We start from the raw sequence: 24,563 nt of genomic DNA on the forward strand, positions 1-24,563 counted from the left end.
AAAGTTCTGAGCCCGGTCTTTTTCCCGGATTATGTGCGTTTTGCTCGCATTTCCGCCTGGTTACGAGGCCGGCGGAAGCGTTGGAATTGTGGGGCGGCTGGGGTCGATAGGGACAATTGTCGGGCTTGAATAAATTGTCTGTTAATACTATATTTAGTGTTTGCAGGTAGGTTCGACGCTAGATAGTGTGAATTTCCCTCGACCGAGGGAATCGGAAAAAAATCAGTTTTGAGGGACCCGTGGGTTCGTCGGCGCGTTGGACAGGCACTTCGCAAGGAGTTTGACCAGCAGGGCCGGCGGAGGCTGCGAAATGGAGAGCCGGCCGTTTTCGAACGCCGGCAGACGGCGGACATGCGCGTTTCGCATCGGGGGCAGAAATCCCTGGGGAAAAGCGCTACATATAGACAAAAGGGACCGGACCAATGCGCATCGAGCGTCGTTTCACCAAGCCAGGACAGTCCGCCTATGCGGAGATCGAATTCCGCAAGGCGCTTTCGGAGATCAAGAATCCGGATGGCTCGGTGGTGTTCCGCTTGGACAATATCGACGTGCCGGCGCAGTTCTCCCAGGTCGCAGCCGATATCCTGGCACAGAAATATTTCCGCAAGGCCGGTGTTCCGGCACGCCTGAAGAAGATCGAAGAGAACGACGTCCCCTCCTTCCTGTGGCGCTCCGTCGCCGATGAGGCGGAACTCGCCAAGCTGCCGGAAGCCGAGCGCTACGGTTCCGAGATCGACGCCCGCCAGGTCTTCGACCGCCTTGCCGGCACCTGGACCTATTGGGGCTGGAAGGGCGGCTACTTCAAGGCGTCGGAAGAAGACGCACGCGCCTTCCGTGACGAGCTTGCCTACATGCTGGCCACCCAGCGCGTCGCGCCGAACTCGCCGCAATGGTTCAACACCGGCCTGCACTGGGCCTATGGCATCGACGGCCCGAGCCAGGGCCACTTCTATGTCGACCCGTTCACCGGCAAGCTGACCAAGTCGAAATCCTCCTACGAGCATCCGCAGCCGCATGCCTGCTTCATCCAGGGCGTACAGGACGACCTCGTCAACGAGGGCGGCATCATGGATCTGTGGGTGCGTGAAGCGCGCCTGTTCAAATACGGCTCCGGTACCGGCTCCAACTTCTCGCTGCTGCGCGGCGAAGGCGAAAAACTGTCCGGTGGCGGCCGCTCGTCGGGCCTGATGAGCTTCCTCAAGATCGGCGACCGCGCGGCGGGCGCCATCAAGTCGGGCGGCACGACGCGACGCGCCGCCAAAATGGTCATTGTCGACGCCGACCACCCCGATATCGAGGAATTCATCGACTGGAAGGTCAATGAAGAGCAGAAGGTCGCCTCGCTGGTGACCGGCTCGAAGATCGTCAAGAAGCATCTCGAAGCGATCATGAAGGCCTGCGTCAACTGCGAAGGCAATGGCGACGACTGCTTCGACCCGTCGATCAACTCCGCGCTGAAGCGCGAGATCAAGGCGGCCAAGAAGTCGGCCGTGCCGGAGAACTACATCTACCGCGTCATCCAGTTCGCCAAGCAGGGCTATAGCTCGATGTCGTTCAAGACCTACGACACAGACTGGGATTCGGACGCCTACCTCACGGTTTCGGGCCAGAATTCCAACAATTCGGTGTCGCTGAAGGATAATTTCCTGCGCGCCGTTGAGGACGATGCCGACTGGCACCTGACCGCCCGCAAGGACGGCAAGGTGCTGAAGACGCTGAAGGCCAGGGATCTCTGGGAAAAGATCGGTTACGCCGCCTGGGCGTCGGCCGATCCGGGCCTGCATTTCAACACGACGATGAACGACTGGCACACCTGCGCTTCCGCCGGTGCGATCCGGGCGTCCAACCCGTGCTCCGAATACATGTTCCTCGACGACACGGCCTGCAATCTCGCCTCGATCAATCTGCTGCCCTACCGCAACGCCGACGGCACGATCGACATCGCAGCCTACGAGCACACGGTGCGGCTGTGGACCATCGTGCTCGAAATCTCCGTCATGATGGCGCAGTTCCCGTCGAAGGAGATCGCCAAGCAGTCCTACGAATACCGCACGCTCGGCCTCGGCTATGCCAATATCGGCGGCCTGCTGATGACGTCGGGCATTCCCTACGACTCCGATGAAGGCCGCGCGATCTGCGCCGCACTCACCGCGATCATGACCGGCATGGCCTATGCCACCTCGGCCGAGATGGCCGGCGAACTCGGCGCCTTCGCCGACTACGACCGCAATGCCCAGAACATGCTGCGCGTCATGCGCAACCATCGCCGTGCCGCCTATGGCGAGAAGCAGGGCTACGAGAAGCTCGCCGTCAACCCGGTGCCGCTCGTCGCTTCCGACCTGAAGCAGCAGGACCTTGCAACCCACGCCAAGGCCGCCTGGGACCGCGCCATCGAACTCGGCGAGGAGCATGGCTACCGCAACGCGCAGGCGACCGTCATCGCGCCGACCGGCACGATCGGCCTGGTCATGGATTGCGACACCACCGGCATCGAGCCCGACTTCGCGCTGGTGAAGTTCAAGAAGCTGGCCGGCGGCGGCTATTTCAAGATCATCAACCGCGCCGTGCCGGAAGCGCTGCGCACGCTCGGCTATTCCGAAGCCCAGATCGCCGAAATGGAGGCCTATGCGGTCGGCCACGGCAACCTCAACCAGGCGCCGGCCATCAATCCCGGCGCGCTCAAGGCCAAGGGCTTCACCGACGACAAGATCGCGGCGCTCAACGCAGCCTTGAAGTCGGCCTTCGACATCAAGTTCGTCTTCAACCAGTGGACGCTCGGCGCCGACTGGGTGAAGGAGACGTTCGGCTTCACCGACGAGCAGCTCAACGACTTCTCGTTCGAGATGCTGCCGGCGCTCGGCTTCTCCCGGAAGGACATCGAGGCCGCCAACATCCATGTCTGCGGTGCGATGACGCTGGAAGGCGCGCCGTTCCTCAAGGCCGAACACCTCGCCGTGTTCGACTGCGCCAGCCCGTGCGGCAAGATCGGCAAGCGCTCGCTTTCGATCAACAGCCACATTCAGATGATGGCGGCTGCACAGCCCTTCATTTCCGGCGCGATCTCGAAGACCATCAACATGCCCAACGATGCGACGGTGGAAGACGCCAAGGGCGCCTACATGCTGTCGTGGAAGCTGGCGCTGAAGGCCAACGCGCTCTACCGCGACGGCTCGAAACTGTCGCAGCCGCTCAATTCCTCGCTGCTCGCCGATGGCGAGGACGATGAGGATGAAGCCGTCGAGCAGCTGCTCGCCGCACCTGCGGCAGCACGTGCCGCACAGATCACCGAACGGATCGTCGAGCGCATCATCGAGCGCGTGTCGCGCGAGCAGGAAAAGCTGCCCGGCCGCCGCAAGGGTTACACGCAGAAAGCCAAGATCGGTGGCAACACCATCTTCCTGCGCACCGGCGAATATGACGATGGCCGTCTCGGCGAGATCTTCATCGACATGAACAAGGAAGGCGCTACCTTGCGTGGCCTTCTCAACAACTTCGCCATCGCCATCTCGCTGGGCCTGCAATATGGCGTGCCACTCGACGAATATGTGCACGCCTTCACCTTCACCAAGTTCGAGCCGGCCGGCATGGTGCAGGGCAATGACGCCATCAAGAGCGCGACGTCGATCCTCGACTACGTGTTCCGCGAGCTGGCGATCTCCTACCTCGGCCGCAACGATCTCGCCCATGTCGACCAGTCGGACTTTTCCAACACCGCACTTGGCCGTGGCATCAGCGAAGGCAAGACCGATGCGGTCTCCAAGGGCCTGACCCGTGGCGCCTCGCCGGTGAAGCTGGTGTCGCGCGTCAGCGGCAACGATCCGAAAGGCTTTGCGGCCCCCTCGGGCGCCCCTGCCCGCTCGGCACCGACCGCCTTCTCCGGCTCCAACGTGCTGGCGCTGAAACCCGCCAGCGACGAAGCGGTCGCCTACAAGCGCGACTATGAGGAGCGGGCAAAGGAATTGGCCGAGGACATCGCCTTCGAGGAAGCGGCGGGTGCTGCCTCCGACGCCACGGCAGGATTGTTCACCGACGCGGCGGCCGTCGAGGCGGCCGAAGCAAAAAAACTCGCCAACGACCGCCGCGCCAAATCGCTGCTCCAGGGCTACACCGGCAATTCCTGCTCCGAGTGCCAGAATTTCACGATGGTGCGGAATGGGACCTGCGAGAAGTGCGACACGTGCGGCTCGACGAGCGGGTGCAGCTGAGGCTTCGGGAGTTTCCGACATGATGGCTGAGCGGGAGCAACCCAAGTTCCGGCTTATAGTCGGAGGCAACCAAAAGCCTGCTAGATGGTTGTCGCCGCCGGCGACTGCCATCGGTAGGTCACCCTTCGACAAAAATCGGATTATGGCCTATCGGCTCACCACCGGTGACCTTCAAAAACACTTGGACGCTCGCCAGCGGCAACCTATCCTCGACCTTTGGTGGCATGTTCATGGGCTGGTGCCACCAATATCGGGAGCAGCAAAATTTGATACCGCAGACTCTCGAGGAACTCGCGGGTTAGGTGGGGCCCACGCTTGCTTTCGTGGCTTGATGCGACCTGCCGGCGAGGACGACCGAGGATTCGATTACGTGGCCTTCGTGACCAAACCCGCAATAGGGCTGAAGTATGAACCTTCGATGGGATGCTTGATCAAAAAGTTCGACATGCCCGCTGACCTCGTATTTGTGATATACGCTCGGCTTGATTTTCCGGAGGGCCGGAGGCATAATCAAATGGATGGTAAGCCGCCGGTAACGGAAGGTGTGATCGTGCTTTGGCAGCTCGTCGAGTGCGATCCCGAGAATCCGATGCTGCCAATCGATCATAAATCGCGTTTCCGTCGGAGACTGTGGTAGAGCAGGACAAGTAGCTATGGGCATGCTAACCGCAAAGTTTGGTGAGTATACGCCGAGAGCACTGTACTACGAAGACGCCGACGCTCTTGAGTACGTTAGAGTTGACGCCCCGGTTGTGCACCGGCGCATTGATGAATTTCTTACTTTGATACTAGATCTCGAAACTCGTGAACCTGTTGGCTTTAAAATAAAGGGCTTTCGAAATTTTTACTTAAGAACGATAAAATCTAGCCCGCGCACCATAGAGGCGCCATTTCTACGCTTGGTAACCGTCCTGGAAGATTTAATGACAGAACTTGGCGAAGGCTTTTTCTCGGAAGCTCCGCGACGTGATGCATATCAAGCAGCCGCCGACATCGCTACCCAAGATCAGGTTATTCTTTCCGACTTTCCCAAAGCCGCTTGACGTCGACCGAAGCTAAAGGTCGATAAGCGCCTTTTTGTCTTACACAAGCTGGGAGTACCGTGCTCCGCACTGTCTAGCGCGCCAAGATTTGCAGCGTCTGCTCATCACACAACGGCTCATCTGTCCTATTCGCACAAACAGCAGCTTGCGCCCCTCACCCGCCGGCACCTCGAAATACTGGATGCCGTCAGGCATTTCGCCCCAGTCGCCACAGACGGCTCTGGAATCTCATTGGGGTCGGCTACCGCCTTCAGCTCTTTCGCGTAGGCGGCCTCGGGGCTGAATGTGTAGCGCTTGACGCCGGCGGGTATGGCGCCCTCGGTGTAAGGCGTCGGATTCGATAACTTGTTTGCATCTGGCCATGCCTTCGGCCTGCCCAGATCAAAGCCTCTCAGCATGCCATCTCAGATGGTCGTCCATGAAGCTGGAGATGAAAAGATACGAGTGATCGTATCCATCCTGCATCCGCAGCTTTAGCGGAATACCTGCTTTGGCGCAGGCCGCTTCAAGCAGCCAAGGCCTCAGCCCGTCGTCAAGAAATCCGTCCGACGTTCCCTGATCCACCAAAAATTCGGGGAAACGGTATCCGTCGTCGATGAGCGACGTCGCGTCGCAGCTTCGCCACGAGGCCTCATCCTTGCCGAGATACTTCTCAAAAGCCGGTCTCGACCAGCCGGCGGTGCTTGGCTGGGCGATCGGGGCGAACGCCGAGCAGCTCTTGAACCGCTGCGGATTCTTCAAGGCAATCGTCAGCGCGCCATGCCCGCCCATCGAATGGCCAAAGATTGCCTGGCGTGCCATATCGGCTGGAAATTCAGCCGCGATGAGGGCCGGCAACTCCTCGGCGATATAGGAATACATACGATAGTTCTTCGCATAAGGCTCTTGCGTCGCATCGAGATAGAAGCCGGCGCCGGAGCCGAACTGCCAGTTGTCTTTTTCATCCGGAATGTCGGCCCCGCGCGGGCTGGTGTCGGGACAAACGACGATCAGGCCGAGCTCGGCGGCCATGCGCCTGTACTCGCCCTTGTCCATTACATTGGCGTGGGTACACGTCAGGCCTGAGAGATACCACACAACGGGACAAGGCGCCTCCCGCGCCTGCGGAGGTATGAAAACGGCAAAAGTCATGTCGCAACGGCAACTCGTCGACAAATGGGAATAGACGCCCTGCACGCCGCCATGGGCTTTCGCTTGAGAGATGATTTTCATGTGTTCTCCACGTTGCAGGTCGAATGACGGTCGGCCCCACCACTACCCCAGCGGCAAGCACTTGCGTCCTGCCATCGTATGGTTCCTGTGTCGACGGATCTCAGCGCGGAAAAAGAACCTCGCCCATTCCAAGCACTGCGTTATCCCCGCCATATTTGCGCGGTGCGCTCCCCAGAAGCGGCCGTTTCAAAATGCCCTCGGCAATCAGATAACGATCGATGATGGCGGCGAAGACGCTTTCGGGTGCGCCGCATTCGACGAAGCTCGGCGACATGCGTGCCGGCGCGCGATCGAGAAGGATCGAACCGCGACGCATCAGATAGCCGGGCATCTCACCGGTGCCACCGGCCACCACCAGGGTGCCGGCGATCATACGGCTGCCTGCATGGTCGCCGGAGCCTTTCAGCACCGCGATCAGGCCGCGCCGCATGCGGTCCGCGGCGAAGGCGCCCGCTTTGCCCCTGACGATCAAAACACCGCCGTTCATGCCGGCCAGTTCCCCGACGAGCGGCGCACCGAGGTGGTCGCCGGCATTGCCCGTTATCTCAAGCCTGCCGCCGCGCATGCCGGAGCCGGCGTGTGGACCCGCATTGCCTTCGATCGTGAGCTTGCCACCGCGCATAGCGCGCCCGGCCTGGGCGCCGGCATTGCCAACGAGGCGAACCGACCCACCCCGCATGCCTTGCGCCACAAGGTCGAGGCGCGTGCTTCCGCCTTCGAACACGATGTTTGTCGGATCGCTGCCGGCGACGCGAAAAATGTCGCCCACCTTCGAGCCGTGCTTCGTCATGCCGATCTGGATTCTTTCAACGTCGCGCCTGTCGATCCCGGCCAGCCGCTCCGGCGTCAGCGGCGACAGGTCAAGGCGCTCCGGCGGCTCGGCAACCAGGGTGAAGGTCAGCGCCTTCATGGCAGCATATCCTTCAGCGAGTAGATGAATTTTCCGAGCTTGCCGCCGTAATTGCCGGCGCTGATCCGAACCGCGCCTCTTTTCGGGCCGAGCTCTATGACAGCCTTGATGCCGGCCTTCATCGCGGCGGCAACTGCCTCATTGGTCTCACCATCGATGACGATTTCCAGGACGGCGTTGATGTCGGGACCGAGTTCACTCGCGACGACGCCGCGCAGTGTCGGCGCGTAGGCTTCGTTGGCCGAGGCGATCATGCCTTTGTATTTGCCACCAATCTTGGAACCCGAACGGGCAATGCCGCCCGGAAACGGCACGATGGCGCCAGGCACCATGCCGATCGCAGCGACCGCGGCCTCGGCAGCGGCCAAAGCGTTGGCGCTGCTTTGCGCCATGACAAAGAAATTGCCGCCACCGACAGCTTCCTTCGTCAGTCCGCTCGTTGCTTCGCACAGGAACTCGCCATCCATGACGGGAATACGCCAGAAATGCCTATCGCCGATCTTCTTGGAGATTTGCCAGCCGTCGCCGAAATAACGCAGTGCCGAACCGAGCTTGAGCTCGGCGCTGCCCTGCAGCCCGGCAAAGCAGGCGGAACCCGGCGAGGTCAAAACGCACTGGCCGACACGATTGAGCAGTTGTTTCTGCAATTCGTCCGTTCCCATCGCGAAAATCATGACGCGGCAGCCCGGCCGGCCATCCGGTGTAGCCGATGGCGGCAGGTCGAGATCGATTGCCGCTTCGCAGCCGCAACCGATCACCGAGGTGGCGAAGCCGGTCATCGTGATCGCCGCCTGGCGAGCCCATTTCCGGCTCGGCGCGGTGATGACGATGGCGGTTGCGCGCATGCCGAAGGCTTCCGCGAAGGTATCGTCGATCGTTACGCCATTGATGCTCATGTTCGGCATGGCACCTCGCCGAATGGCTGTTCGCGCGCAATCGCGGAATCCGGGAAATTAAACCAGTCCAGCGACAGGCCGTAGCGCTGCTGGTGATAGTCCTCGAGCCGTCGCACCATTGCCTTGTCGACAGGCGGCTTGAGCCTCAATGCCTTGCCCCAGCGGTAATGGATGATTTCCCCGTCTTGCACGACGAGATCGCCATCCTTGAAAACATACGCCGCCTCTCCGAGCATTTTGGCGATACTGCGGTCCCTGCGATAGACAGCGACGTCGGCTGTTGCGCCGGCGCCGAGATGGCCTCGATCCGTCAAGCCGAGCAGCTTGGCCGGCGCCGCGCGCGTCATGATGGCGATTTCCTCGAACGTGTATTCGCGGTCGATCGCGGCCAGGGTAGAGAGCGCCAGGGCGGATCGTGAAAGTCCGGCGGCCATTTCGGTGCGCGCTTCCCGGCTCATCAGCAGTTCGAACAGCGCCGGATAGGCGGTAAAAGGTGCACCGTTGGGATGATCGGTGGTGAAGAACACACGCCAGGGATCGTCGATCAGGAGAAAAAGCTCGAGCCCGATCGCCCACTGCATCGTGCCGTAGAAGTCCTTGCCATAGCTGTAGGGCACGATGCCGCCGCCATTGCCGTCACCGTCATGAATGACGGTCTTTTTCGGGTGTGCGCTGCCACGCGCCGAAAACTGCCGCATGACGTCGGAGGAGACCGTGACCGTCTGGCCGAACATCACCTGGCCGATATCGATGGTGACTTCCGGCGTCGCGTTGACCAGTTCGGCAAGCCGTGCGGCGGCAGAGGAAAACCCGCGTTTTCCTTCCGTGCCATAGCCATAGAACTGGAGGTGGGCGAGATGCAGCGGCAGTCCATCCGCCGCTGCAATCGTCGCAGCCGCCGTATCCGCCGATCCGGGGCTGCCCAGATTGTTGCAATGGACATGCAAGGGATGCGGCAAGCCAAGATTGTCGACGGCGGCCTGCAGCGTCTTGACGATCTTGCGCGAACTGACGCCATAGGAAGGCACGACATCATCCAGCGAGAAGGTGCGGACGTTCTCCTTGAAGGCGGCCGCCGCACCGGCGTTGATCACCTTGACCCCAAGCGCTCGCGTCGAAGCGACCGTCCAGGCGACATAGTCCTCGATCATCGTCTGGGGGGCGTCGTCGCGGATCATCGACAACAGGAAATCGTCATTGCCGAGAATGGCAAGGGTCGCTTTGTCGATGATCGGGATGTCGGCCAGTTCGAGATGCGTGTGCAGCGCCGCTCCCGGCGACATCGCCGGCTCGACGACCGTCGTAAAGCCCATCTTTGCGTAGAGGCAGCCGGTCTGGAACGTCGACCAGCCGGCATTGGCGAGCGGCGTCATTGCTGGCCGCAGCTGATGGGCGGCATGCTGTTCGGGCAAGAGCAGCCGCGCGGTGTTCACATTGCCGCCACCGATGTGGGAGTGGATGTCGATGGCGCCAGCCATCACGATGCAGCCGCTGGCTTCGACGGTCCGGTCGGCCGCCCCTCCCGCCGGCGCCGGAACGATCTTGTCGTCCTTGATCCAGAGGTCGCCTTTGCCGAGACGGCCGTTGACGGGATCGATGATGTCGCCGTCGGCGATTTTCGTCAGCATGGCAGTGGCTCGAGGAAAGCGTGGGTAGCGATCAGGCGGATAATCGTCGCGGCGGAGGGCAATTGCGAGGCCGCTTGCGCATCGATCGACCTGAGCGAGCCCGTGCGGCTGGAGTAGACAACCGCATCGTGATCGACCCCAGCCTCGCCGATGGCCATGGTGACTGCGGCGCCGGCAACCGGCTTTTCCGTTTTCGTCAGCACAATCAGCGCCATGCGTGCCCTTTTTTTCTGTAGTTGGGCCGTTGCGGCGGAGATCCGCAGGTGCAGGTCAGCTTCGCCGGCAGCGATCATGCGCTCCACATCGCAGCGCCAGGGATCGAATTCAGGGAGGCCGCGCGCAAAGCCGGTGCGCAGCGGAAAACCTGTCATCCAGGCCGAGGCGAGCGCGCTTCCCCACCCGTTTTCGCTCGCCGGCAGATAAAGGCCGGATGCGCGCGATTTGCGATTGAGATCGGCGATCAGTCCTTGCAGCATCTCCAATGCCAAGCCTTCGGCGGCGTGGCCTGAAAACAGGAACACGGGAAAATGCGCGGCCGCCAGAGCTTTGGCAAAATCATTGAAATTCGACACCGGTTGCGATGTATGCCGCCCTTTGTACTGTGCCCTCAGTGCCGCCAGCGTGGCGGCGAGGCTAGCTTGGCCACAGGAAAGTTGTGTTGCCTTGCGTCCGCCGTTCAGCGGCGGCACAGACATCCCGTTTGGGCCTACCACGAAGAACGCGCGCTGGTTGCCGGTCGAGAGGTCGGGAACCGTCCCGGCAAGTTCGCCGACAAGACCATGATGGGTCCGCGGGAGCTCGCCCACGATCACCACGACATCGGCACGCCGGCGCGTCTCTCCGGGGGCGACGGTCATTGCCCCCTTGTCGGTAAAAAGCGCGGTCTCTCGGGCAAGTGCCGCACCATCGGCATGGTCGTATGCCGCGCCAGCCCGCTCAGCCAGCGCGATCGCCGCCCTCGTGCCATCTATATCCGTATCAAAGCTGAAAACCGGGCACCGACTTGACGACAATAGCGACGCGGCATGCGCAGCCGCGTGCTCAATCAGCGCTTCCCGGTTGCCGATCCAAGCAACCGCCATTCGCTAAACTACTTTCTGGTGCCGGCTCGATCCTAGACGAAACTGGATTGGCCGTGAACCCCACCCTGCAGCGGATCAGCGAATGTTTTCATACGCGTCAACAAATTCCGACCCTGCTTAGTCATATTTGACGTAAGCGAAGCGTTGATCGGTCAGTGGAGTGCCCTCCAGTGCCCCGCCTTCCTTGGCCGGCTGCCACTGGACAACGTCCTCGATCTTTTTCGCCAACTCGAAATCCTTGTCGGTAATGCCTTTCGCCGCGTGATTCGTCAGGCGCACCTCGACCCAGGCATAGGAGGCGGTGATATCAGGATGGTGCCACGCCGCCTCGGCGAGATGACCAACCGTGTTGATGACCATGAGCGTCGATTTCCAGCTGTGGGTCTTGTATTTGCGCCGGATCCAGCCGTTTTCATAACGCCATTTCGGCAGCTCCTTCTCAAGCCGGTCGGCGATCTCGGCTTCCGAATAGACCTTTTCCTTGACTGTCTCGTTCATCTCGACCTCCGCGAATTGCTCGGTCTGTCACACGCCGGAGCCGGCAAACACGTATGCGTTCTCTTTGGCTTGCCCCATCGACGAAAACAGTTATCATGGTACCGGGCACCTAAACTTCCATGATGCATCCATGATGCACCCATCGGGGGGCAGATGTCGAATTCTGTTACCATACGAGTGCCCGCTCGCCTGCACCTTGGCTTCCTTGATCTCAATGGCGATGCTGGACGGCGGTTCGGCAGCGTCGGGCTTCCATTGAGCGAACCCGAAACCGTCGTCACCCTGTCGCGGTCCAGCGAGACCATCGTCGAAGGCTCCGAGAGCACCCGCGCCAGCGAGCATCTGTCGACGCTCTGCAAGCATCTCGGCATTCGCGGCCAGCACCATCTGGTGGTAGAGCAGTCGATCCCCAGTCATGCGGGTCTGGGCTCCGGCACGCAGATCGCCCTTGCCGTCGCCTCGGCGTTGCGCACTCTCCATAATTTGCCTCTGGATATCGCCGGCGACGCTAACCTGCTCGAGCGGGGCGGCCGATCCGGCATCGGCATCGCAAGTTTCGAAGATGGCGGCGTCATAGTCGACGCCGGCAAGAACGACCGCGGCGGAACGCCTCCGGTCGTCGCGCGGCTGCCGTTTCCGGAAGAGTGGCGCGTCCTCCTCATCCTCGACCATTCCGGTCATGGACTGCATGGAGCAGCCGAGGTTGCGGCGTTTCGCTCGCTGCCGCCATTCCCGACGGCAGGCAGTGGGGAGATCTGCCGGAGGGTGCTGATGGGCATAATGCCGGCTTTGGTCGAGCGGGACCTTCCGGCATTCGGCGCCGCCGTCACCGCGATACAGATGCTGATCGGCAGCCATTTCGCCCCGGCCCAGGGCGGCGTGTTCACCTCGAAGCGAGTCGAGATGGTGGCCCACTGTCTCAATGAAGCAGGCGCCGTCGGCATCGGCCAGAGTTCCTGGGGGCCGACAGGCTTTGCCTTCGCGCCATCGCAGGACGCCGCACTCAAGTTCGTCGACGCGGTTCGGAAGACGACAGTTGAGGGCGGCCTTGAGGTCAAGATCGTCAAGGGCAGGAACTCCGGCGCGAAGATCAGTTCAACCAAGCTGGATCTCGTCGGCAGCTGACGCTTCAGGTTCAGGCAGAAAGGCAAGAAATGGCCCGCAAACACATCCTGCACATGCTGACACCGTTGAAGCAGATGAGCCCCTTCGACGTGAACATGGCGCTCGACGCAGGTTTCGACGCCGTCGTCCCCTATGTCGATGTGGGCCTGGCCGAAGTGACAGGACTGGTCCAGGACGCGATCTTTTCACGCCCGCCGGATGCGGGTGTCGACACCGGCATCTTCATCGCCGGGAAGGATGCCTCGTTGGCGCTCGACATGTTCGACGCCGCGAAGAAGGCGATGGTGCCGCCTTTCCAGATTTCGGTATTTGCCGATCCAGCCGGCTCATTCACCACAGCCGCGGCGATGGTGGCCAAGGTCGAAAAGGCGCTGGAGAAGAAATTCCAGCGTGCGCTCAGGGATACGAGGGTGGCTGTTTTCGGCGCCACCGGCGTCGTCGGCTTCTGCACCGCCGTCATCGTGGCAGGGGAAGGTGCCCGGGTCACACTTGTCGGACATGACGGCATCGAACGGGTCAAGCAGATCGCGGCCGAGATCGAAAGCAGGTTCCACCTCACCGTCGATGCGGCTGACGGATCGAGCGACGCCCGCAAGACAAAGCTGGTCGAAGCCAACGAAATTATCCTGGCTTGCGCCAAAGCTGGCGTCCAGGTGGTCTCCAAAGCCCAATTGAAAGGCAATGACCTGCTTATTGCGGCCGACGTCAATGCCGTTCCCCCGGCCGGCATCGAAGGATTGGCCGTCAATGCCAATGGTGATCCACTCGATGCGGCAAAAGCTGTCGGCATTGGTCCGCTTGCCATCGGCAATGTCAAATATAAGGTCGAATTCGGTCTCTTCAAAAGAATGATCGAATCCGAAAAGACGATCACGCTCGGTTTTCAGGAAGCGTTTTCCCTTGCACGCGAGATTGCCAAGTAACGCCGGATCTCTCTTGATCGCGGCAATTTCAGGCCGGGCGCTGGCCGCCGCCGCGCGTCGCGCCGGCTATCGTCCGCTGGTCGCCGATTTCTTTTGCGATACGGACACCGTCGCGCTCGCAGAACGCGCGACAATGCTGCCAGGCGACCTGCAAGGAGGCATCGACGGTGAGCGCATCATCGACACGCTTCGGCGATTGGCTGGCGACGACCTGCCGGCCGCCATTGTCCTGGGCCCAGGGTTTGAGCGGATGCCTGAGACCGTGGACGAAATCGCGCGACACTTTCGGCTCGCCGGCAATGGCGGCGCCGCGATCCGCAGGATCAAGGATCCGCAGTTGCTGGCCGATGATTGTGCCGAACTCGGCATCCCGCATCCGCAACTGCGATGGGACCAGCCGCCTGACCCGGAGAACTGGGTGGTCAAGACCGCGGGGGGCGCCGGCGGCGGACACGTCAGACGAGCAGCCGGAGAAAGCCCGACCGCCGGCCGCTACTTCCAGCGCTTCGTTGCCGGTCGCAGCATCTCGGCCCTGTTCGTCGGCAATGGTCAAACCGCGCACCTCGTGGGTTTCAGCCAACAATGGACGTCTCCCGCCCCCACAGCGCCCTATCGCTACGGCGGCGCCGTACGGTTGAGACGCTTCGATCGCAGACAGGCGGCGGTCATCGGCGGCTGGCTCTCAAGTCTGACGCGGCGCGCCGGCCTGGTTGGATTGTGCAGCGCCGATCTGATCCGCGGACCGGATGGCTACACGTTCATCGAGATCAATCCGAGGCCGGGCGCCACCCTCGACATTTTCGACGATGTTGACGCGCCATTGATCGAAGCGCATCTGCGCGCCGCGACGGGTCAGGTCTTCCGCTTGCCGCGCTTCGTCGATTCGATGGCGTCGATGGTGACCTACGCCGCGACGCCAATCACTCACTTTCCGTCGATTGCCTGGCCTGAATGGACAGCGGACCAACAGTCGGCTGGCACCCGTCTGATTGCCGGCGACCCTGTCTGCACGGTCTTCGCGCGCGGTCCGAGCGCCCAATCGACCAAGCGGCTCATCAAGGGACAAGCCAGCCAATTGCAACTCCAATGGGAAGGAGACCGGACATGAAAGACGGTTCGGCATTCCTGAACGACAATGCACAGCGCATCGTTGACGGCATGATCGGCGACGCCGAACGCCTGCGTATCGTCGTTTCCAGGGGACCATTGGGCGAGCGCCTGATCGATGCCGGCGCCAAGACCGTCGGCAGCGTCGAGGCCGGGATGCGCATGGCTGAGGCTGCGATGGGCGGTCTCGGCGGCGTTTCGGTATTCATGGATCGCGCGTCACAGCAATGGCCGTTCACCGTCGAAGCGCGATCTTCGCAGCCGGTGCTGGCCTGCCTGGGCAGCCAGTATGCGGGCTGGAACCTGTCTGGCCAGGACTATTTCGCGATGGGATCTGGGCCTGCGCGGGCCCTCGCCCGGGTCGAACCGCTGTTCGAAACACTTTCCTATCATGACATCGCATCGTCCGCGGTGCTTATCCTTGAGACGGCCGAACCGCCTCCCCGCGCGACCGTTGAGAAAGTGGGCAAGGCAACTGGACTGGCGACGGAAAAGCTCACCTTCCTCTATGCGCCGACACAAAGCCTTGCCGGCGGCGTGCAGATCGTGGCGCGCGCGCTCGAGGTTGCCCTGCACAAGATCAACGATCTCAAATTCCCGCTGGAAAACGTTGTCGACGGCATCGGAACGGCGCCGATCCCCGCCCCCCATCCGGATTTCCTGACCGCTATGGGCCGAACCAACGATGCCATCATCTATGGCGGCAGCGTCCAGCTCTTCGTCAAAGGATCGGCAAAGGAGGCTGGCAAACTCGCGGAAAAACTTCCCAGCAGCGCCTCACGGGACTACGGCCAACCCTTCGCCGAGATCTTCACGCGGTTCAAGGGCGATTTCTATGCCATCGACCCGTTGCTGTTCAGCCCGGCTGAAGTGATCGTGACAGCGATCGAAACCGGCGATACTTTTCGCGCCGGTCGGCGTGATCTGAAGATGCTCGAACGGAGTCTCGGCTAGGACATGGCGGTGCAAAGGGATTCGTCTGTCATTCGCCCGCCCGGCGACTGCCTTCCGTGCAGCCCTGCCGCGGACGCTGCCATGAGGGCCTGGAATCGCTCGCGCCGCCGACATTCCCGCACCCGAGAGGCCACATGATCCCTCGCATCCTGATCGTCAGCGACAAAGTGGACACCGGCTCCAACGGCCTGGCGGCAGGACTTGGTCGGGGGGGCGCCGCCGTTACAGCCGTGCCGCTGGCGGCGATCGCATTCGATACCAGCAGCCCGAGCGGACTTGCGATCCCCGGCTTCGGCGGCACGCTGCCCGACGCCGTGCTCGTCCGTTCGATCGCCGCCGGATCGTTCGAAGCGGTTACCCGGCGCCTCGGGGTGCTGCACGCGTTAAGCAGACTGTCGGTTCCCGTATGGAATTCCGCGCAGGCGATCGAGCGCTGCGTCGACAAGTCGATGACGACATTCCTCCTGAAAAATGCCGGCCTGCCTACGCCACGCACCTTTGCCGTAGAAGGACTTGCCGTCGCCGAGGAGGTCGCGGCGCAAGAGCTTCCGCGGGGATCGCTGGTGCTGAAACCATTGTTCGGGGCGCAAGGCCGCGGCATAAAGCTGATCCGCACGTTCTCGGACCTGCCGGCCGCAGAAGAGGTGAACAGCGTCTACTACCTTCAGCAATATGTGTCGCGTGCCGGTCCGCCTTTCCGGGATTTCCGCGTGTTTGTCTGCGCCGGAGAGACCGTGGCGATGATGAGCCGCATCAGCGACGACTGGATCACGAACGTCAACCGGGGTGGCGTGCCGGAACAGGTTTCCGAACATGGCAAGGCGGAACTGGCATCGCTGGCCGTCGCTGCGTCAGCCGCGGTCGGCGCGGATTTTGCCGGCGTGGACATCGTGCGGGCTGACGACGGCAATCTGTTCATACTCGAAGTGAACAGCATGCCCGCATGGTCGGGATTGCAGTCGGTGGTCGCCGTGAACATCGCCGAAGCAATCGCCGATGCCTTGCTGAAACTTCTGGCCGACCGCGCCGAGGCGGCCGCCGCACCGCGGCCCTACCGTTTTGCCGCGCCTGCGAATTCGTGAGGGCGGGCAAGTTGGCGCTTTCGCGTGAACGCCTCCGGGCCAGCTATAAGAATGCCTGCAGGATGGAGATCGAAGCCCTAAAGCCGGGCAACGTCCATCTGTTCGCCGACGGACACGGCATGTCCGCCGCCCAGTTCATGACAAGTGCGGAGGTTTCCTCCGGGCCGCTGACCGATCCTCGTCTGCCGGTCGGGCAGCGGATGCTGGAGGCGGTGCGCGCGACACGACTGGCGGTCGCAACCAACACCAATCTCGGAATCATCCTTCTGGCAGGGCCTCTGATATGCGCTGCCGAAATGGGCGGTGACAGACTGCGCGACAATCTCGATTCGCTGCTTCGGGCTTTGAGCGTGCAGGATACCAAGGCGGTATTCGAGGCGATCGTCACGGCCGCGCCAGGCGGCCTCGGAGAAGCCGCCAACGATGTGCGGCAGGAGCCGAAGGTCCATTTGCTGGACGCGATGAGGGAGGCTGCCGACCGCGACATGATCGCTCGCCAGTACAGCAACTGTTTCGGCGACGTGTTCGGGGTCGGGCTCGCCGCGCTGGATGGAGCGTTGGCACGTGAAGAAGACGGCATGTGGCCGACGGTGTTCGTCTACATGGCGTTTCTCGCCGACTTCCCCGACAGCCATGTGATGCGCAAGCACGGCGTTCACGTCGCAAATCAGGCGCGGCAGGAAGCCGTTGCCGTTCAGGCGGCGCTCCATGCCGAGGGCGACGAACCGTCGCGCATTCGTCTGCTCATGGAGTTCGACCGCCGGCTGAAGGCCGACAACATCAACCCCGGCACCTCGGCCGACCTCACCGTGGCTACTCTTTTAGTCCACACCCTCGCCCTCACCTTGCATAATCGCGGCGTTGGTGCTTGACTTCCAAAAGCGGAAGCTGTGCTTCCGCGGCTATCTAGCCAACCGGTCCGGGCAAATCCGGACGCTGCCAACAAGGATAGCTGTCCATCGAGCGCCTGCTCGGTTGCAGCGTCCGTGGACATCATAATTGTGTCTTGGAGGAAATTGGCATGGCAAAAATATCAAAGGTTATGGTCGGTGAATCGCTGGTGGGAGACGGCAACGAAGTCGCGCATGTCGACCTGCTCATCGGCCCGCGGGGGAGCGCGGTCGAAACGGCATTTTGCAACGCGCTTACCAACAACAAGGACGGCTTTACTTCGCTTTTGGCGGTGATCGCGCCCAATCTTCAATGCAAACCCAACACCGTGATGTTCAACAAGGTCACGATCAAGGGTGCCAAACAGGCGGTTCAGATGTTCGGCCCGGCGCAGCACGCCGTGGCAAAGGCCGTGCAGGACAGCGTTGCGGACGGGACCATTCCGGCCAACGAAGCAGACGACGTGTTCATCTGCGTCGGGGTATTCATCCATTGGGACGCGGCGGACGACGCCAAGATCCAGAAATACAATTACGAGGCGACAAAGGAAGCCATCCAGCGCGCCGTTGCAGGAACCCCGACCGCCGCCGAAGCAACGGCCCAGCGCGACAAGGTCAAGCATCCGTTCGCAGCCTAGACAAGAGACAGCCCCGCACAGGAAAAACCCTCTTCTGAGACGGATGGTCTGTTGCGCCGGCTGAAAAAGGTTCTGGGCTTTTGAAACGTCAGCTCCCGAAGGGCGCACGCCCTTCGGGAGCTGACGAGCAACGATGATCAGGCGCCGAGTGACGCGAGGCGGCCGGGCGTGAGCGTAGCGTTGTGCAATGAGGTTGCGACCAGTGCCGCGGCGACGCCCATGGCGGACAAGGCCCTGATGTCGTTCTCGTCGCGGACACCGCCGGCCGCAATGACAGCGCGATTTCCGGCCTTGGCCTTGACCTCCTGCAACCGCCCGAAGTCGGGACCGGCGGCCGCACCGACCTTGGCCAGCGTCATGACAATCACCTTTTGCGGCCAAAGCTCGGGCTCATCGAGAAGAGAACGCGGCCCGCAAAAACTATCGCCGACGAAATCAAGGGACAGGATGAGATCGGGATGATCGCGAAAACGCCGCAGCAACATGTCGTCTCGCTGCGATTCAGAGCCCAGAACAGGAGACAGCGAGCGTTCGGCAAGCGCCGCCAAAAGTGTCTTTTCGTCGGCCACGCCGGCATCGACCCAAAGTTCCGGCGGCTCCGCCATCGTCCTCAGCCGGGCGAGTGCGTCGCTGTTTGGCGCTCCGCCTTCGATAGCGTCCAGATCTGCGATGTAGAAGGTGGAAAAAGGATAAAGCCCACGCAGTCCTTCAGCGACCGCGACCACATCAGGGCTTCGGCTGAGCGGCGTAACGATCGGCCTGTAGCGATCGCGTTTTCCCTGCTGGGCGCGAACCACCACGCCGTCTTTCAGGTCGAGAACGGGAATGATACGCAACGCTTTTTTCACCGACCAATTGCCACCGTCATGAAAGCTTGAAGCGTGGAAAAAAGAAAGGGCATCATTGCCGGTTTCGACATTGGCGGCGCGCATCTGAAGGTGACCCGCGCACAAGACGGTCGCATCGTCGAGGCGGTAACGATCGCAACGCCGCTCTGGCAAGGGTTGGACAAGCTGGCTTCAGCCCTCGACGAAACGGCTCCGATCTACGCGGGTGCGGATCTCAACGCATTCACCATGACGGGCGAACTGTCGGACATCTTTCCGTCCCGCGATGCCGGCGTGGCGGCTCTGCTGGGTCAGATTTCTACCCATTTCCCCGCAGACAAAAAGCTGGTCTATGCCGGACCATCCGGTTTCGTCGGAGTCGAGCGGGCAGCGCAGCTGACCGCCGATGTGGCTTCCGCCAATTGGCACGCGACAGCCTTGTTGGTAGCAAAACTCGCCGGCGATGCCCTGTTCGTCGACATGGGCTCCACCACCACCGATATTATCGCCATCAAGAACGGCGCCGTGGCCAATGACGGCTACACCGATGCCGGACGGCTTCTAACCGGCGAATTGGTCTATACCGGCTTTACCAGGACATTCCTGTTCGGCGTAGCCTCGTCGGCTCCCGTTCATGGCAGGCTAACGCCGCTGATGAACGAATATTTCGCCTCGATCGCCGACGCTCACCGCATCCTGGGCGTGCTCGACGAGGACGACGACAGGCACCCTCCCGCCGACGGCAAGGAAAAGACTGTGGACGGCTCGATCGCGCGGCTGGCGCGCATGGTAGGGCGCGACGCCACCGACCTCACCCCGCCGGAATGGGGTGACGTCGCGCGCTGGTTCAGCGAGCAGCAACTGCGCAAAGTGCACGATGCAGCGGCGCTGGTTGCCGGAACCCTGTCTCGGGATGTCCCGATCGTCGGCGCCGGAAGCGGTCGCTGGCAGATCAGGCGGCTGGCCGAACGCATGGAACGCAGTTACGTCGATTTCGCCGACATCATCCCCGCCGATGACACTGTTCGCGGGCAAGCGAGCAGCGCGGCACCCGCGTCTGCGGTAGCGCTTTTGGCGGGATATCCTTCGTAAGCAGGTTGCGGCGCTCGCGCCTATGCTCGCGGGTCCTCGCTACCCGAACCTTTGGCGGTCAAGTGATCGCTGACACGCTGCATCAGCCAGCCCCAGGCTTCCTTTTCGCCCTCGCCTGCGGTCTTTTCGATGGCAATTGAAAGGTAGGCAATTTCCGCCTCGATCTTGTCGCGCGGCAGCATGCCGAGCCGGCTGACCAGGATGGCCAGCTCAAGCACCGCCGCCTTGGCTCGGTTGAGGCCGGTGAACGGCGCGAGCGTTTCCTCCCGCACCACGCGGCAGAAATGGCGGGGGCGCACACCATTGTCATCGACCGCCCGGACTTCGAGGCCCGAATACGCCAGCGCCGCCTCGAGCCTCGGCACCGGGAACCCGTCAACCGGAACGGTTGGCCAATGCTTGCGGCCTGTCAGGCAGCCGGCAAAGACACGCACGTCGTCAGTATAATTGGCGATGGCGAACGGCACTTCGGCGAGATTGTCGAGCGTGACCGACGGCCGGAACGGCGCGATAACCCAACCGTCATTCTCGGCAATGATGCCGATCGGCGCAATGTGGACGTTGCCTGCCTTGTTGACCGTCGTGATGATGGATTCGCGAATATAGGGCATGGTCCTAGTGCTCTTTCCTTGCGCGGAGCGTCTTGCCCGGCTCGGCAAGACGGGTACGGTCGGTTTCGGGTGCCGGCGCGGCAACGCCCCATGCGAGCGGCTCGTCCTGCACATAACGCTTGCCGAGGCGCCACGCGATCTCCGCCTTCATCAGTTCCGCGCCGAGGTAAAAAGCGTGTGCGCCGTCGGCGTTGACGTCCAGCCCGGCAAAAAGTTCGAACGCATCCGTGGCAACCGCATGCCCTTTGCTATTGAAAACATGGATGCCGTCCTCCGCTACCGCGATCCGGAAGTTGGCATCGCGCACCTGGGCCGCCAATGCCTCGATATCGTCGGTTGAGGCTGTGAAAGGCTTGCGATCGTGGACCTGCAACAGGCCTGGGTGATAGCCGCGCGGCAACGCGCCGTCCGTGCAAGCAGCCAACATGACGCGGCGGGCGATATCGTGCTCCTCGATCGTGCGCACCGTGTGTGGGCTGACATGCACCGCCAGCACGTTCCGGATCCGGAGTTCCGAGCAGAGCCCCGCTAGAACGGCTGTAACGCCGGAACTGTCGGCGTCGGTCAATTCGGTGAGATTGCCGGTGCCCATCAGCAATTCGATGTCCGGCCAACGGCGCCGCGCCTCGATGAAGCGCCCGAGTGAAACGGCGAAGCCGAAATGGATCGGGTCGAGCACGGGATCGGCAATGAAGGCGACGCCGGCCTTTTGTGCCGCGGTAATCGCCCGGCCGAGCGAATCCAGATCGCCGGGGATGGAGGGTATCAACACTGCCGTAGCCCGATGGTCGAAGATCAACGGCAGCGTGTTCTCATCGAGGCTGAGAAGATAGTCCGCGCCGGCGTGCGCACCGATCGACAGTTCGTCTGCGCTGGCCGAATCGACGCTGACCACAAACCCCTGTGCCTTGAGTGCCCGCACTGCCTCAGCCAGCAACGGAAACGGCGTCTCCGGCAGGCAGCCCAGATCGATGACATCGGCGCCGGCCGCAGCCAGCATCGAGGCCCTCGCCATCAGGGCCTCGACCGACAGCATCGGCGCATCGACGATCTCGGCGAAGATGCGCATATCGTGACGCGTCAGATCCGGCGGTTTGCCCGCCCGGCCAAGGAAGGCCGGAAGGTCGGCGATCTCGTCGGGGCCGCGCACAAAGGGCACGCCGAAATGCTCCGACAGGTGTTCGATGTTTCCCCGATAGCGTCCGGGCAGGATGACGCGGTCGACGTCTCCTGTCAGAGTGAGCCGACGCTTCACGATGTCCTCGCTCATCAGCGCGGCGACCTTGACGCCGACGTCGACGATTTCCCACGCGAATTCGGTTCTGCCCAGCCCGGTCAGCAGCCGTTCCAGCCGCGCCTTGGCCAGATGGCCGGTAAGAAAAACCAGCCGCTCAGCCATCGCTTGCGAGTTCGGCCTGGCGCCGTGTGAGCGAGGCTTCGAGATCAGCGAGCGACTCGACCACCAGGGTCCGCTCGAAACTCTTCAACTGTTTGGTATTTTCCAGGTCGATCCTGCGCGGATAGACCTTGACCAGCCCGTGCGGTGCCTGGGTTTCGAGTTCCGGCGCGGTGTCGCAAGCAAAGACGATGGCTGGCACACGGCACTTTCCCGCTTGGGCAAAGACATTGGTGGCGAGCGTGTCGGAAATGCCATGCACGCATTTGGCGACCGTGTTGGACGTAGCCGGCGCCACCACGACCGTGTGATAGACACCGTGGTAGAATTCGCCGACCGGGATCGCGCTCGCGGTCTTGTCGTGCAGCACGCGCGTCGTCTCCGGGAAATCAAGTTTAAGCTTGTACATGCGCAGCACTTCGTTGGCGGCCTTAGACATGAAGACATCGCAATGTTCGAGCTGGCGAACAAGTGCGAAGCTCTCCGTAAAAAAATGCCCGGAACCCGTCAAAACCCACGCCCAGCGCGGCACATGCAGCTTCACCATCGGCTATCCCGCCTTCTTTGCCGACGACCCTGTTGAAGCCACTATCCGGATGCCGGGCAGCTTGCCCGACGCGAGCATCGCGCCGGCCCCGGCAGCATCCTTCGGACCGGCGAGATGGAAATCGATGCCGTCGGGCAGCATGGCGGCAAAGCCTGGGTCGACAATGCCTCGGGCCCTCAGGCTGTCAGCGGTATCGCTGTCGAAGAATGCACCGGTCTGCTTGACAAGCAACAGCGCGTTTGCGCCAAGCTTGCCGGCAAGCCAGGCGGCCAGAGAATCGGAGGTAATGTCCCAGGAGGCCGGAACATCCAGCGCCGCCAGTGCCAGTGACGACGGCAGCCACACCGGAACCTTCCCCGCCTCCAACACTCGCCCGATCTCGTCCAGCGACCGTGCCGGCGCCAGCCTTTCGTCCCGGTCGAGGATGACATGGCCGAACTGCTCCATGGCCAGGATCGCCATGGCATGAGCGGCGGTGTCGGAAAAATCCATGCTGGTCTGCGTCTCGCGCACATGATCGGCAAAGAGCCCGCCGCCGGGCACGATAACGATCGGCAGCCTGGAACCCGCCAGCGCTGCGATCCAGCTCTTCATCTCCGCCGCATGGGCCGTGCTGCCGCCAAGCTTGACGATGGCCCGTCGAAGCATTTCGGGGCGCTCCTGGCGCGGCCGGAAAACAACGCTTCGGTCTTTTCGGCCAGCAATGCCGGAGGCAGCACCGCGTCCCGCCGATTGGCGCTTGCGTTCGATCTCAACGCCGACGCCGCCAGGGCCGAGCTCGAGCTTTTCCACCCTAACCGTGACGCGCACGACACGCTGGTTCTCCAGCACGTGCGCTGCCACCTGCTCGGCCAAAGCCTCGCTGAGCTGGATATGGCCCCGCGCGACGATGGTGCGAATGCCGTCCATGATGATGTCGTAGGAGAACACATGGCGCATGTCCTCGGGATGGTCGGTGATTTGCAGCACGTCGGCGATCACATCAAAGCGCACTTTTTGAGTATGGCCATGCTCGAAGCTGTAGGCACCGATCTGGGCCGGCAGAACAAAATCCCGCACAAAAATCCTGTCCGTGCCCAGTGTCGGGTCGGTGTCCGGCGAATAGCCTCTCGCTGCCAACAGGCGATAGTCGATACTCGATTGATCGCCGGTCCCGGATTCCGCTGGAATCAACTCGCGAATCTGCGAGACCGCCTCGGCGCTGATCGAACTCGTGCGGCCGGAATGGCCACACAGCGCCCCCCGAAAGCCGAGAAAATCGGGAGCGAAAGGCAATAGGCGCGGAATATCCGGAGCTTCCAGCGATCCACTCAGGCCGACCATCAGACCGAGCGATTTCGTTCGATCGACGAATCCCGGAATACGCTCCGGCGGCAGATGATCGAGCAGCCGGCCCTTCCCCTTTTGCGCGGTATCAACCATCACGCCGTGGAAGCGATGCCGGGCGAACATCGGCAGAAGCTCGAAGTCCGGCGCCAGATCGGCAAACAGTACGGCAATTAGCTTCGTTCGTGCGGCGAGCGGTTCAAGCACCTGTGCGCAGGCAGAGATATTTGCCGAAGGAAAAAATCCGATCTTCACATAGTCGACGCCGGTCGCCGCGATCTCTTCGGCCTTGATGCGGATCGTTTCGGGTTCCATCGGCAGGTCGCCGCAGACAGCGCTGACCGGAGCCCGACCCGCGATGAAAGAGATCGTTCGGAGCATGGTTTCCACGGACACCGCGCCCAGGGCTCCCGCCTTCGGGTCCTTCAGGTCGACGATATCGACACCTCCAGAAAGAGCGATCTCCGCCTCTTCGATGCCGGTGACGCTTGCCAGCATTCTGGTCATTTGAACAGTTTCTCCAGTTTGGAGGACAAGACGCTTTTATAGAGGCGGTCGATCCCCCTGCGCC

Annotated in this window: 21 protein-coding genes; 10 read left to right on the forward strand and 11 right to left on the reverse strand. The window is 62.0% G+C overall.

The window, feature by feature from the left end; genetic code table 11:
- Positions 1-422 precede the first annotated feature (422 nt).
- Together M729_RS0119780 and M729_RS0119790 are read left to right on the forward strand one after the other, a co-directional pair.
- On the forward strand, positions 423-4,205 hold the full coding sequence (locus M729_RS0119780; protein WP_027162598.1) for a vitamin B12-dependent ribonucleotide reductase: 3,783 nt from the start codon (positions 423-425) through the stop codon (positions 4,203-4,205).
- 653 nt (positions 4,206-4,858) lie between these two features.
- Positions 4,859-5,248 carry a hypothetical protein gene (locus M729_RS0119790; protein ID WP_027162600.1) on the forward strand — a complete coding sequence of 130 codons (390 nt, stop codon included), beginning with the start codon at positions 4,859-4,861 and terminating at the stop codon, positions 5,246-5,248.
- A gap of 381 nt (positions 5,249-5,629) precedes the next feature.
- On the opposite strand, the gene fghA is transcribed toward M729_RS0119790, so the two are convergent.
- From fghA to M729_RS0119820, 6 genes are all read right to left on the reverse strand, one after another.
- Entirely contained in the window at positions 5,630-6,460 is an 831-nt protein-coding gene (gene fghA / locus M729_RS0119795) for an S-formylglutathione hydrolase (RefSeq protein WP_027162601.1), read from the reverse strand.
- A gap of 100 nt (positions 6,461-6,560) precedes the next feature.
- Positions 6,561-7,370, reverse strand: a complete 810-nt coding sequence (locus M729_RS0119800) for a formylmethanofuran dehydrogenase subunit C (protein WP_027162602.1) — start codon at positions 7,368-7,370, stop codon at positions 6,561-6,563.
- The gene (gene fhcD / locus M729_RS0119805) at positions 7,367-8,275 is read right to left on the reverse strand and encodes a formylmethanofuran--tetrahydromethanopterin N-formyltransferase (RefSeq protein WP_027162603.1); all 909 of its coding nucleotides are present in this window, start codon (positions 8,273-8,275) and stop codon (positions 7,367-7,369) included. Before fhcD ends, M729_RS0119800 begins: the two co-directional genes overlap by 4 nt.
- Positions 8,263-9,894 (reverse strand): formylmethanofuran dehydrogenase subunit A, encoded by a 1,632-nt coding sequence (locus M729_RS0119810; protein WP_027162604.1) that lies wholly within the window; start codon positions 9,892-9,894, stop codon positions 8,263-8,265. The genes fhcD and M729_RS0119810 overlap by 13 nt, the downstream gene beginning before the upstream one ends.
- A complete protein-coding gene (locus M729_RS0119815) occupies positions 9,888-10,976 on the reverse strand; it encodes a tungsten formylmethanofuran dehydrogenase (protein ID WP_027162605.1) in 1,089 nt (362 codons plus the stop codon). Before M729_RS0119815 ends, M729_RS0119810 begins: the two co-directional genes overlap by 7 nt.
- Positions 10,977-11,093: 117 nt before the next feature.
- Positions 11,094-11,474 carry a 4a-hydroxytetrahydrobiopterin dehydratase gene (locus M729_RS0119820; protein WP_013532029.1) on the reverse strand — a complete coding sequence of 127 codons (381 nt, stop codon included), beginning with the start codon at positions 11,472-11,474 and terminating at the stop codon, positions 11,094-11,096.
- A 153-nt stretch (positions 11,475-11,627) separates the two neighbouring features.
- Between M729_RS0119820 and M729_RS0119825 the strand changes: the two genes are divergently transcribed.
- The 7 genes from M729_RS0119825 to fae all read left to right on the forward strand — a co-directional run bounded on the left by M729_RS0119825 (position 11,628) and on the right by fae (position 18,193).
- Positions 11,628-12,599, forward strand: coding sequence for a beta-ribofuranosylaminobenzene 5'-phosphate synthase family protein (locus M729_RS0119825; protein ID WP_027162606.1), 972 nt, complete (start codon positions 11,628-11,630; stop codon positions 12,597-12,599).
- A 29-nt stretch (positions 12,600-12,628) separates the two neighbouring features.
- Positions 12,629-13,522, forward strand: coding sequence for an NAD(P)-dependent methylenetetrahydromethanopterin dehydrogenase (locus M729_RS0119830; protein ID WP_027162607.1), 894 nt, complete (start codon positions 12,629-12,631; stop codon positions 13,520-13,522).
- A 13-nt stretch (positions 13,523-13,535) separates the two neighbouring features.
- A complete protein-coding gene (locus tag M729_RS0119835) occupies positions 13,536-14,630 on the forward strand; it encodes an ATP-grasp domain-containing protein (RefSeq protein WP_050596298.1) in 1,095 nt (364 codons plus the stop codon).
- Positions 14,627-15,583 carry a methenyltetrahydromethanopterin cyclohydrolase gene (gene mch, locus M729_RS0119840; RefSeq protein WP_027162609.1) on the forward strand — a complete coding sequence of 319 codons (957 nt, stop codon included), beginning with the start codon at positions 14,627-14,629 and terminating at the stop codon, positions 15,581-15,583. Before M729_RS0119835 ends, mch begins: the two co-directional genes overlap by 4 nt.
- 230 nt (positions 15,584-15,813) lie before the next feature.
- Complete coding sequence (locus tag M729_RS01000000135455) at positions 15,814-16,665, forward strand: RimK family alpha-L-glutamate ligase (RefSeq protein WP_245267600.1); 852 nt, start codon at positions 15,814-15,816, stop codon at positions 16,663-16,665.
- Positions 16,662-17,537, forward strand: a complete 876-nt coding sequence (locus M729_RS0119850) for a triphosphoribosyl-dephospho-CoA synthase (protein WP_338101298.1) — start codon at positions 16,662-16,664, stop codon at positions 17,535-17,537. Before M729_RS01000000135455 ends, M729_RS0119850 begins: the two co-directional genes overlap by 4 nt.
- Positions 17,538-17,686: 149 nt before the next feature.
- On the forward strand, positions 17,687-18,193 hold the full coding sequence (gene fae / locus M729_RS0119855; RefSeq protein WP_013532036.1) for a formaldehyde-activating enzyme: 507 nt from the start codon (positions 17,687-17,689) through the stop codon (positions 18,191-18,193).
- Between the two features lie 137 nt (positions 18,194-18,330).
- Here fae and M729_RS0119860 read toward each other — a convergent pair whose 3' ends face one another.
- Positions 18,331-19,041, reverse strand: coding sequence for a HisA/HisF-related TIM barrel protein (locus M729_RS0119860; protein WP_027162610.1), 711 nt, complete (start codon positions 19,039-19,041; stop codon positions 18,331-18,333).
- A gap of 33 nt (positions 19,042-19,074) precedes the next feature.
- On the opposite strand from M729_RS0119860, the gene M729_RS0119865 reads away from it, so the two are divergent.
- Positions 19,075-20,112 (forward strand): hydantoinase/oxoprolinase family protein, encoded by a 1,038-nt coding sequence (locus M729_RS0119865; protein ID WP_013532038.1) that lies wholly within the window; start codon positions 19,075-19,077, stop codon positions 20,110-20,112.
- A gap of 20 nt (positions 20,113-20,132) precedes the next feature.
- Here M729_RS0119865 and M729_RS0119870 read toward each other — a convergent pair whose 3' ends face one another.
- From M729_RS0119870 to M729_RS1000000139325, 4 genes are read right to left on the reverse strand one after another with little or no spacing between them, the layout of a single operon-like run.
- Complete coding sequence (locus tag M729_RS0119870) at positions 20,133-20,723, reverse strand: DUF447 domain-containing protein (protein ID WP_027162611.1); 591 nt, start codon at positions 20,721-20,723, stop codon at positions 20,133-20,135.
- Between the two features lie 4 nt (positions 20,724-20,727).
- On the reverse strand, positions 20,728-22,122 hold the full coding sequence (locus M729_RS0119875) for a DUF6513 domain-containing protein (protein ID WP_027162612.1): 1,395 nt from the start codon (positions 22,120-22,122) through the stop codon (positions 20,728-20,730).
- On the reverse strand, positions 22,115-22,666 hold the full coding sequence (locus tag M729_RS0119880) for a flavoprotein (protein WP_027162613.1): 552 nt from the start codon (positions 22,664-22,666) through the stop codon (positions 22,115-22,117). The genes M729_RS0119875 and M729_RS0119880 overlap by 8 nt, the downstream gene beginning before the upstream one ends.
- A 3-nt stretch (positions 22,667-22,669) precedes the next feature.
- The gene (locus M729_RS1000000139325) at positions 22,670-24,499 is read right to left on the reverse strand and encodes a (5-formylfuran-3-yl)methyl phosphate synthase (RefSeq protein ID WP_084652673.1); all 1,830 of its coding nucleotides are present in this window, start codon (positions 24,497-24,499) and stop codon (positions 22,670-22,672) included.
- Between the last annotated feature and the right edge of the window lie 64 nt (positions 24,500-24,563).

Origin of the sequence: Mesorhizobium sp. WSM1293 (assembly GCF_000513875.1) — a bacterium.
Lineage (GTDB): Bacteria > Pseudomonadota > Alphaproteobacteria > Rhizobiales > Rhizobiaceae > Mesorhizobium > Mesorhizobium ciceri.

What these genes read in the sequence shown, in the direction of transcription:
- M729_RS0119780 (WP_027162598.1), top strand. Translation starts at nt 423, where the DNA reads ATGCGCATCGAGCGTCGTTTCACCAAGCCAGGACAGTCCGCCTATGCG.
- M729_RS0119790 (WP_027162600.1), top strand. Translation starts at nt 4,859, where the DNA reads ATGGGCATGCTAACCGCAAAGTTTGGTGAGTATACGCCGAGAGCACTG.
- fghA (WP_027162601.1), bottom strand. Translation starts at nt 6,460, where the DNA reads ATGAAAATCATCTCTCAAGCGAAAGCCCATGGCGGCGTGCAGGGCGTC.
- M729_RS0119800 (WP_027162602.1), bottom strand. Translation starts at nt 7,370, where the DNA reads ATGAAGGCGCTGACCTTCACCCTGGTTGCCGAGCCGCCGGAGCGCCTT.
- fhcD (WP_027162603.1), bottom strand. Translation starts at nt 8,275, where the DNA reads ATGCCGAACATGAGCATCAATGGCGTAACGATCGACGATACCTTCGCG.
- M729_RS0119810 (WP_027162604.1), bottom strand. Translation starts at nt 9,894, where the DNA reads ATGCTGACGAAAATCGCCGACGGCGACATCATCGATCCCGTCAACGGC.
- M729_RS0119815 (WP_027162605.1), bottom strand. Translation starts at nt 10,976, where the DNA reads ATGGCGGTTGCTTGGATCGGCAACCGGGAAGCGCTGATTGAGCACGCG.
- M729_RS0119820 (WP_013532029.1), bottom strand. Translation starts at nt 11,474, where the DNA reads ATGAACGAGACAGTCAAGGAAAAGGTCTATTCGGAAGCCGAGATCGCC.
- M729_RS0119825 (WP_027162606.1), top strand. Translation starts at nt 11,628, where the DNA reads ATGTCGAATTCTGTTACCATACGAGTGCCCGCTCGCCTGCACCTTGGC.
- M729_RS0119830 (WP_027162607.1), top strand. Translation starts at nt 12,629, where the DNA reads ATGGCCCGCAAACACATCCTGCACATGCTGACACCGTTGAAGCAGATG.
- mch (WP_027162609.1), top strand. Translation starts at nt 14,627, where the DNA reads ATGAAAGACGGTTCGGCATTCCTGAACGACAATGCACAGCGCATCGTT.
- fae (WP_013532036.1), top strand. Translation starts at nt 17,687, where the DNA reads ATGGCAAAAATATCAAAGGTTATGGTCGGTGAATCGCTGGTGGGAGAC.
- M729_RS0119870 (WP_027162611.1), bottom strand. Translation starts at nt 20,723, where the DNA reads ATGCCCTATATTCGCGAATCCATCATCACGACGGTCAACAAGGCAGGC.
- M729_RS0119875 (WP_027162612.1), bottom strand. Translation starts at nt 22,122, where the DNA reads ATGGCTGAGCGGCTGGTTTTTCTTACCGGCCATCTGGCCAAGGCGCGG.
- M729_RS0119880 (WP_027162613.1), bottom strand. Translation starts at nt 22,666, where the DNA reads ATGGTGAAGCTGCATGTGCCGCGCTGGGCGTGGGTTTTGACGGGTTCC.
- M729_RS1000000139325 (WP_084652673.1), bottom strand. Translation starts at nt 24,499, where the DNA reads ATGACCAGAATGCTGGCAAGCGTCACCGGCATCGAAGAGGCGGAGATC.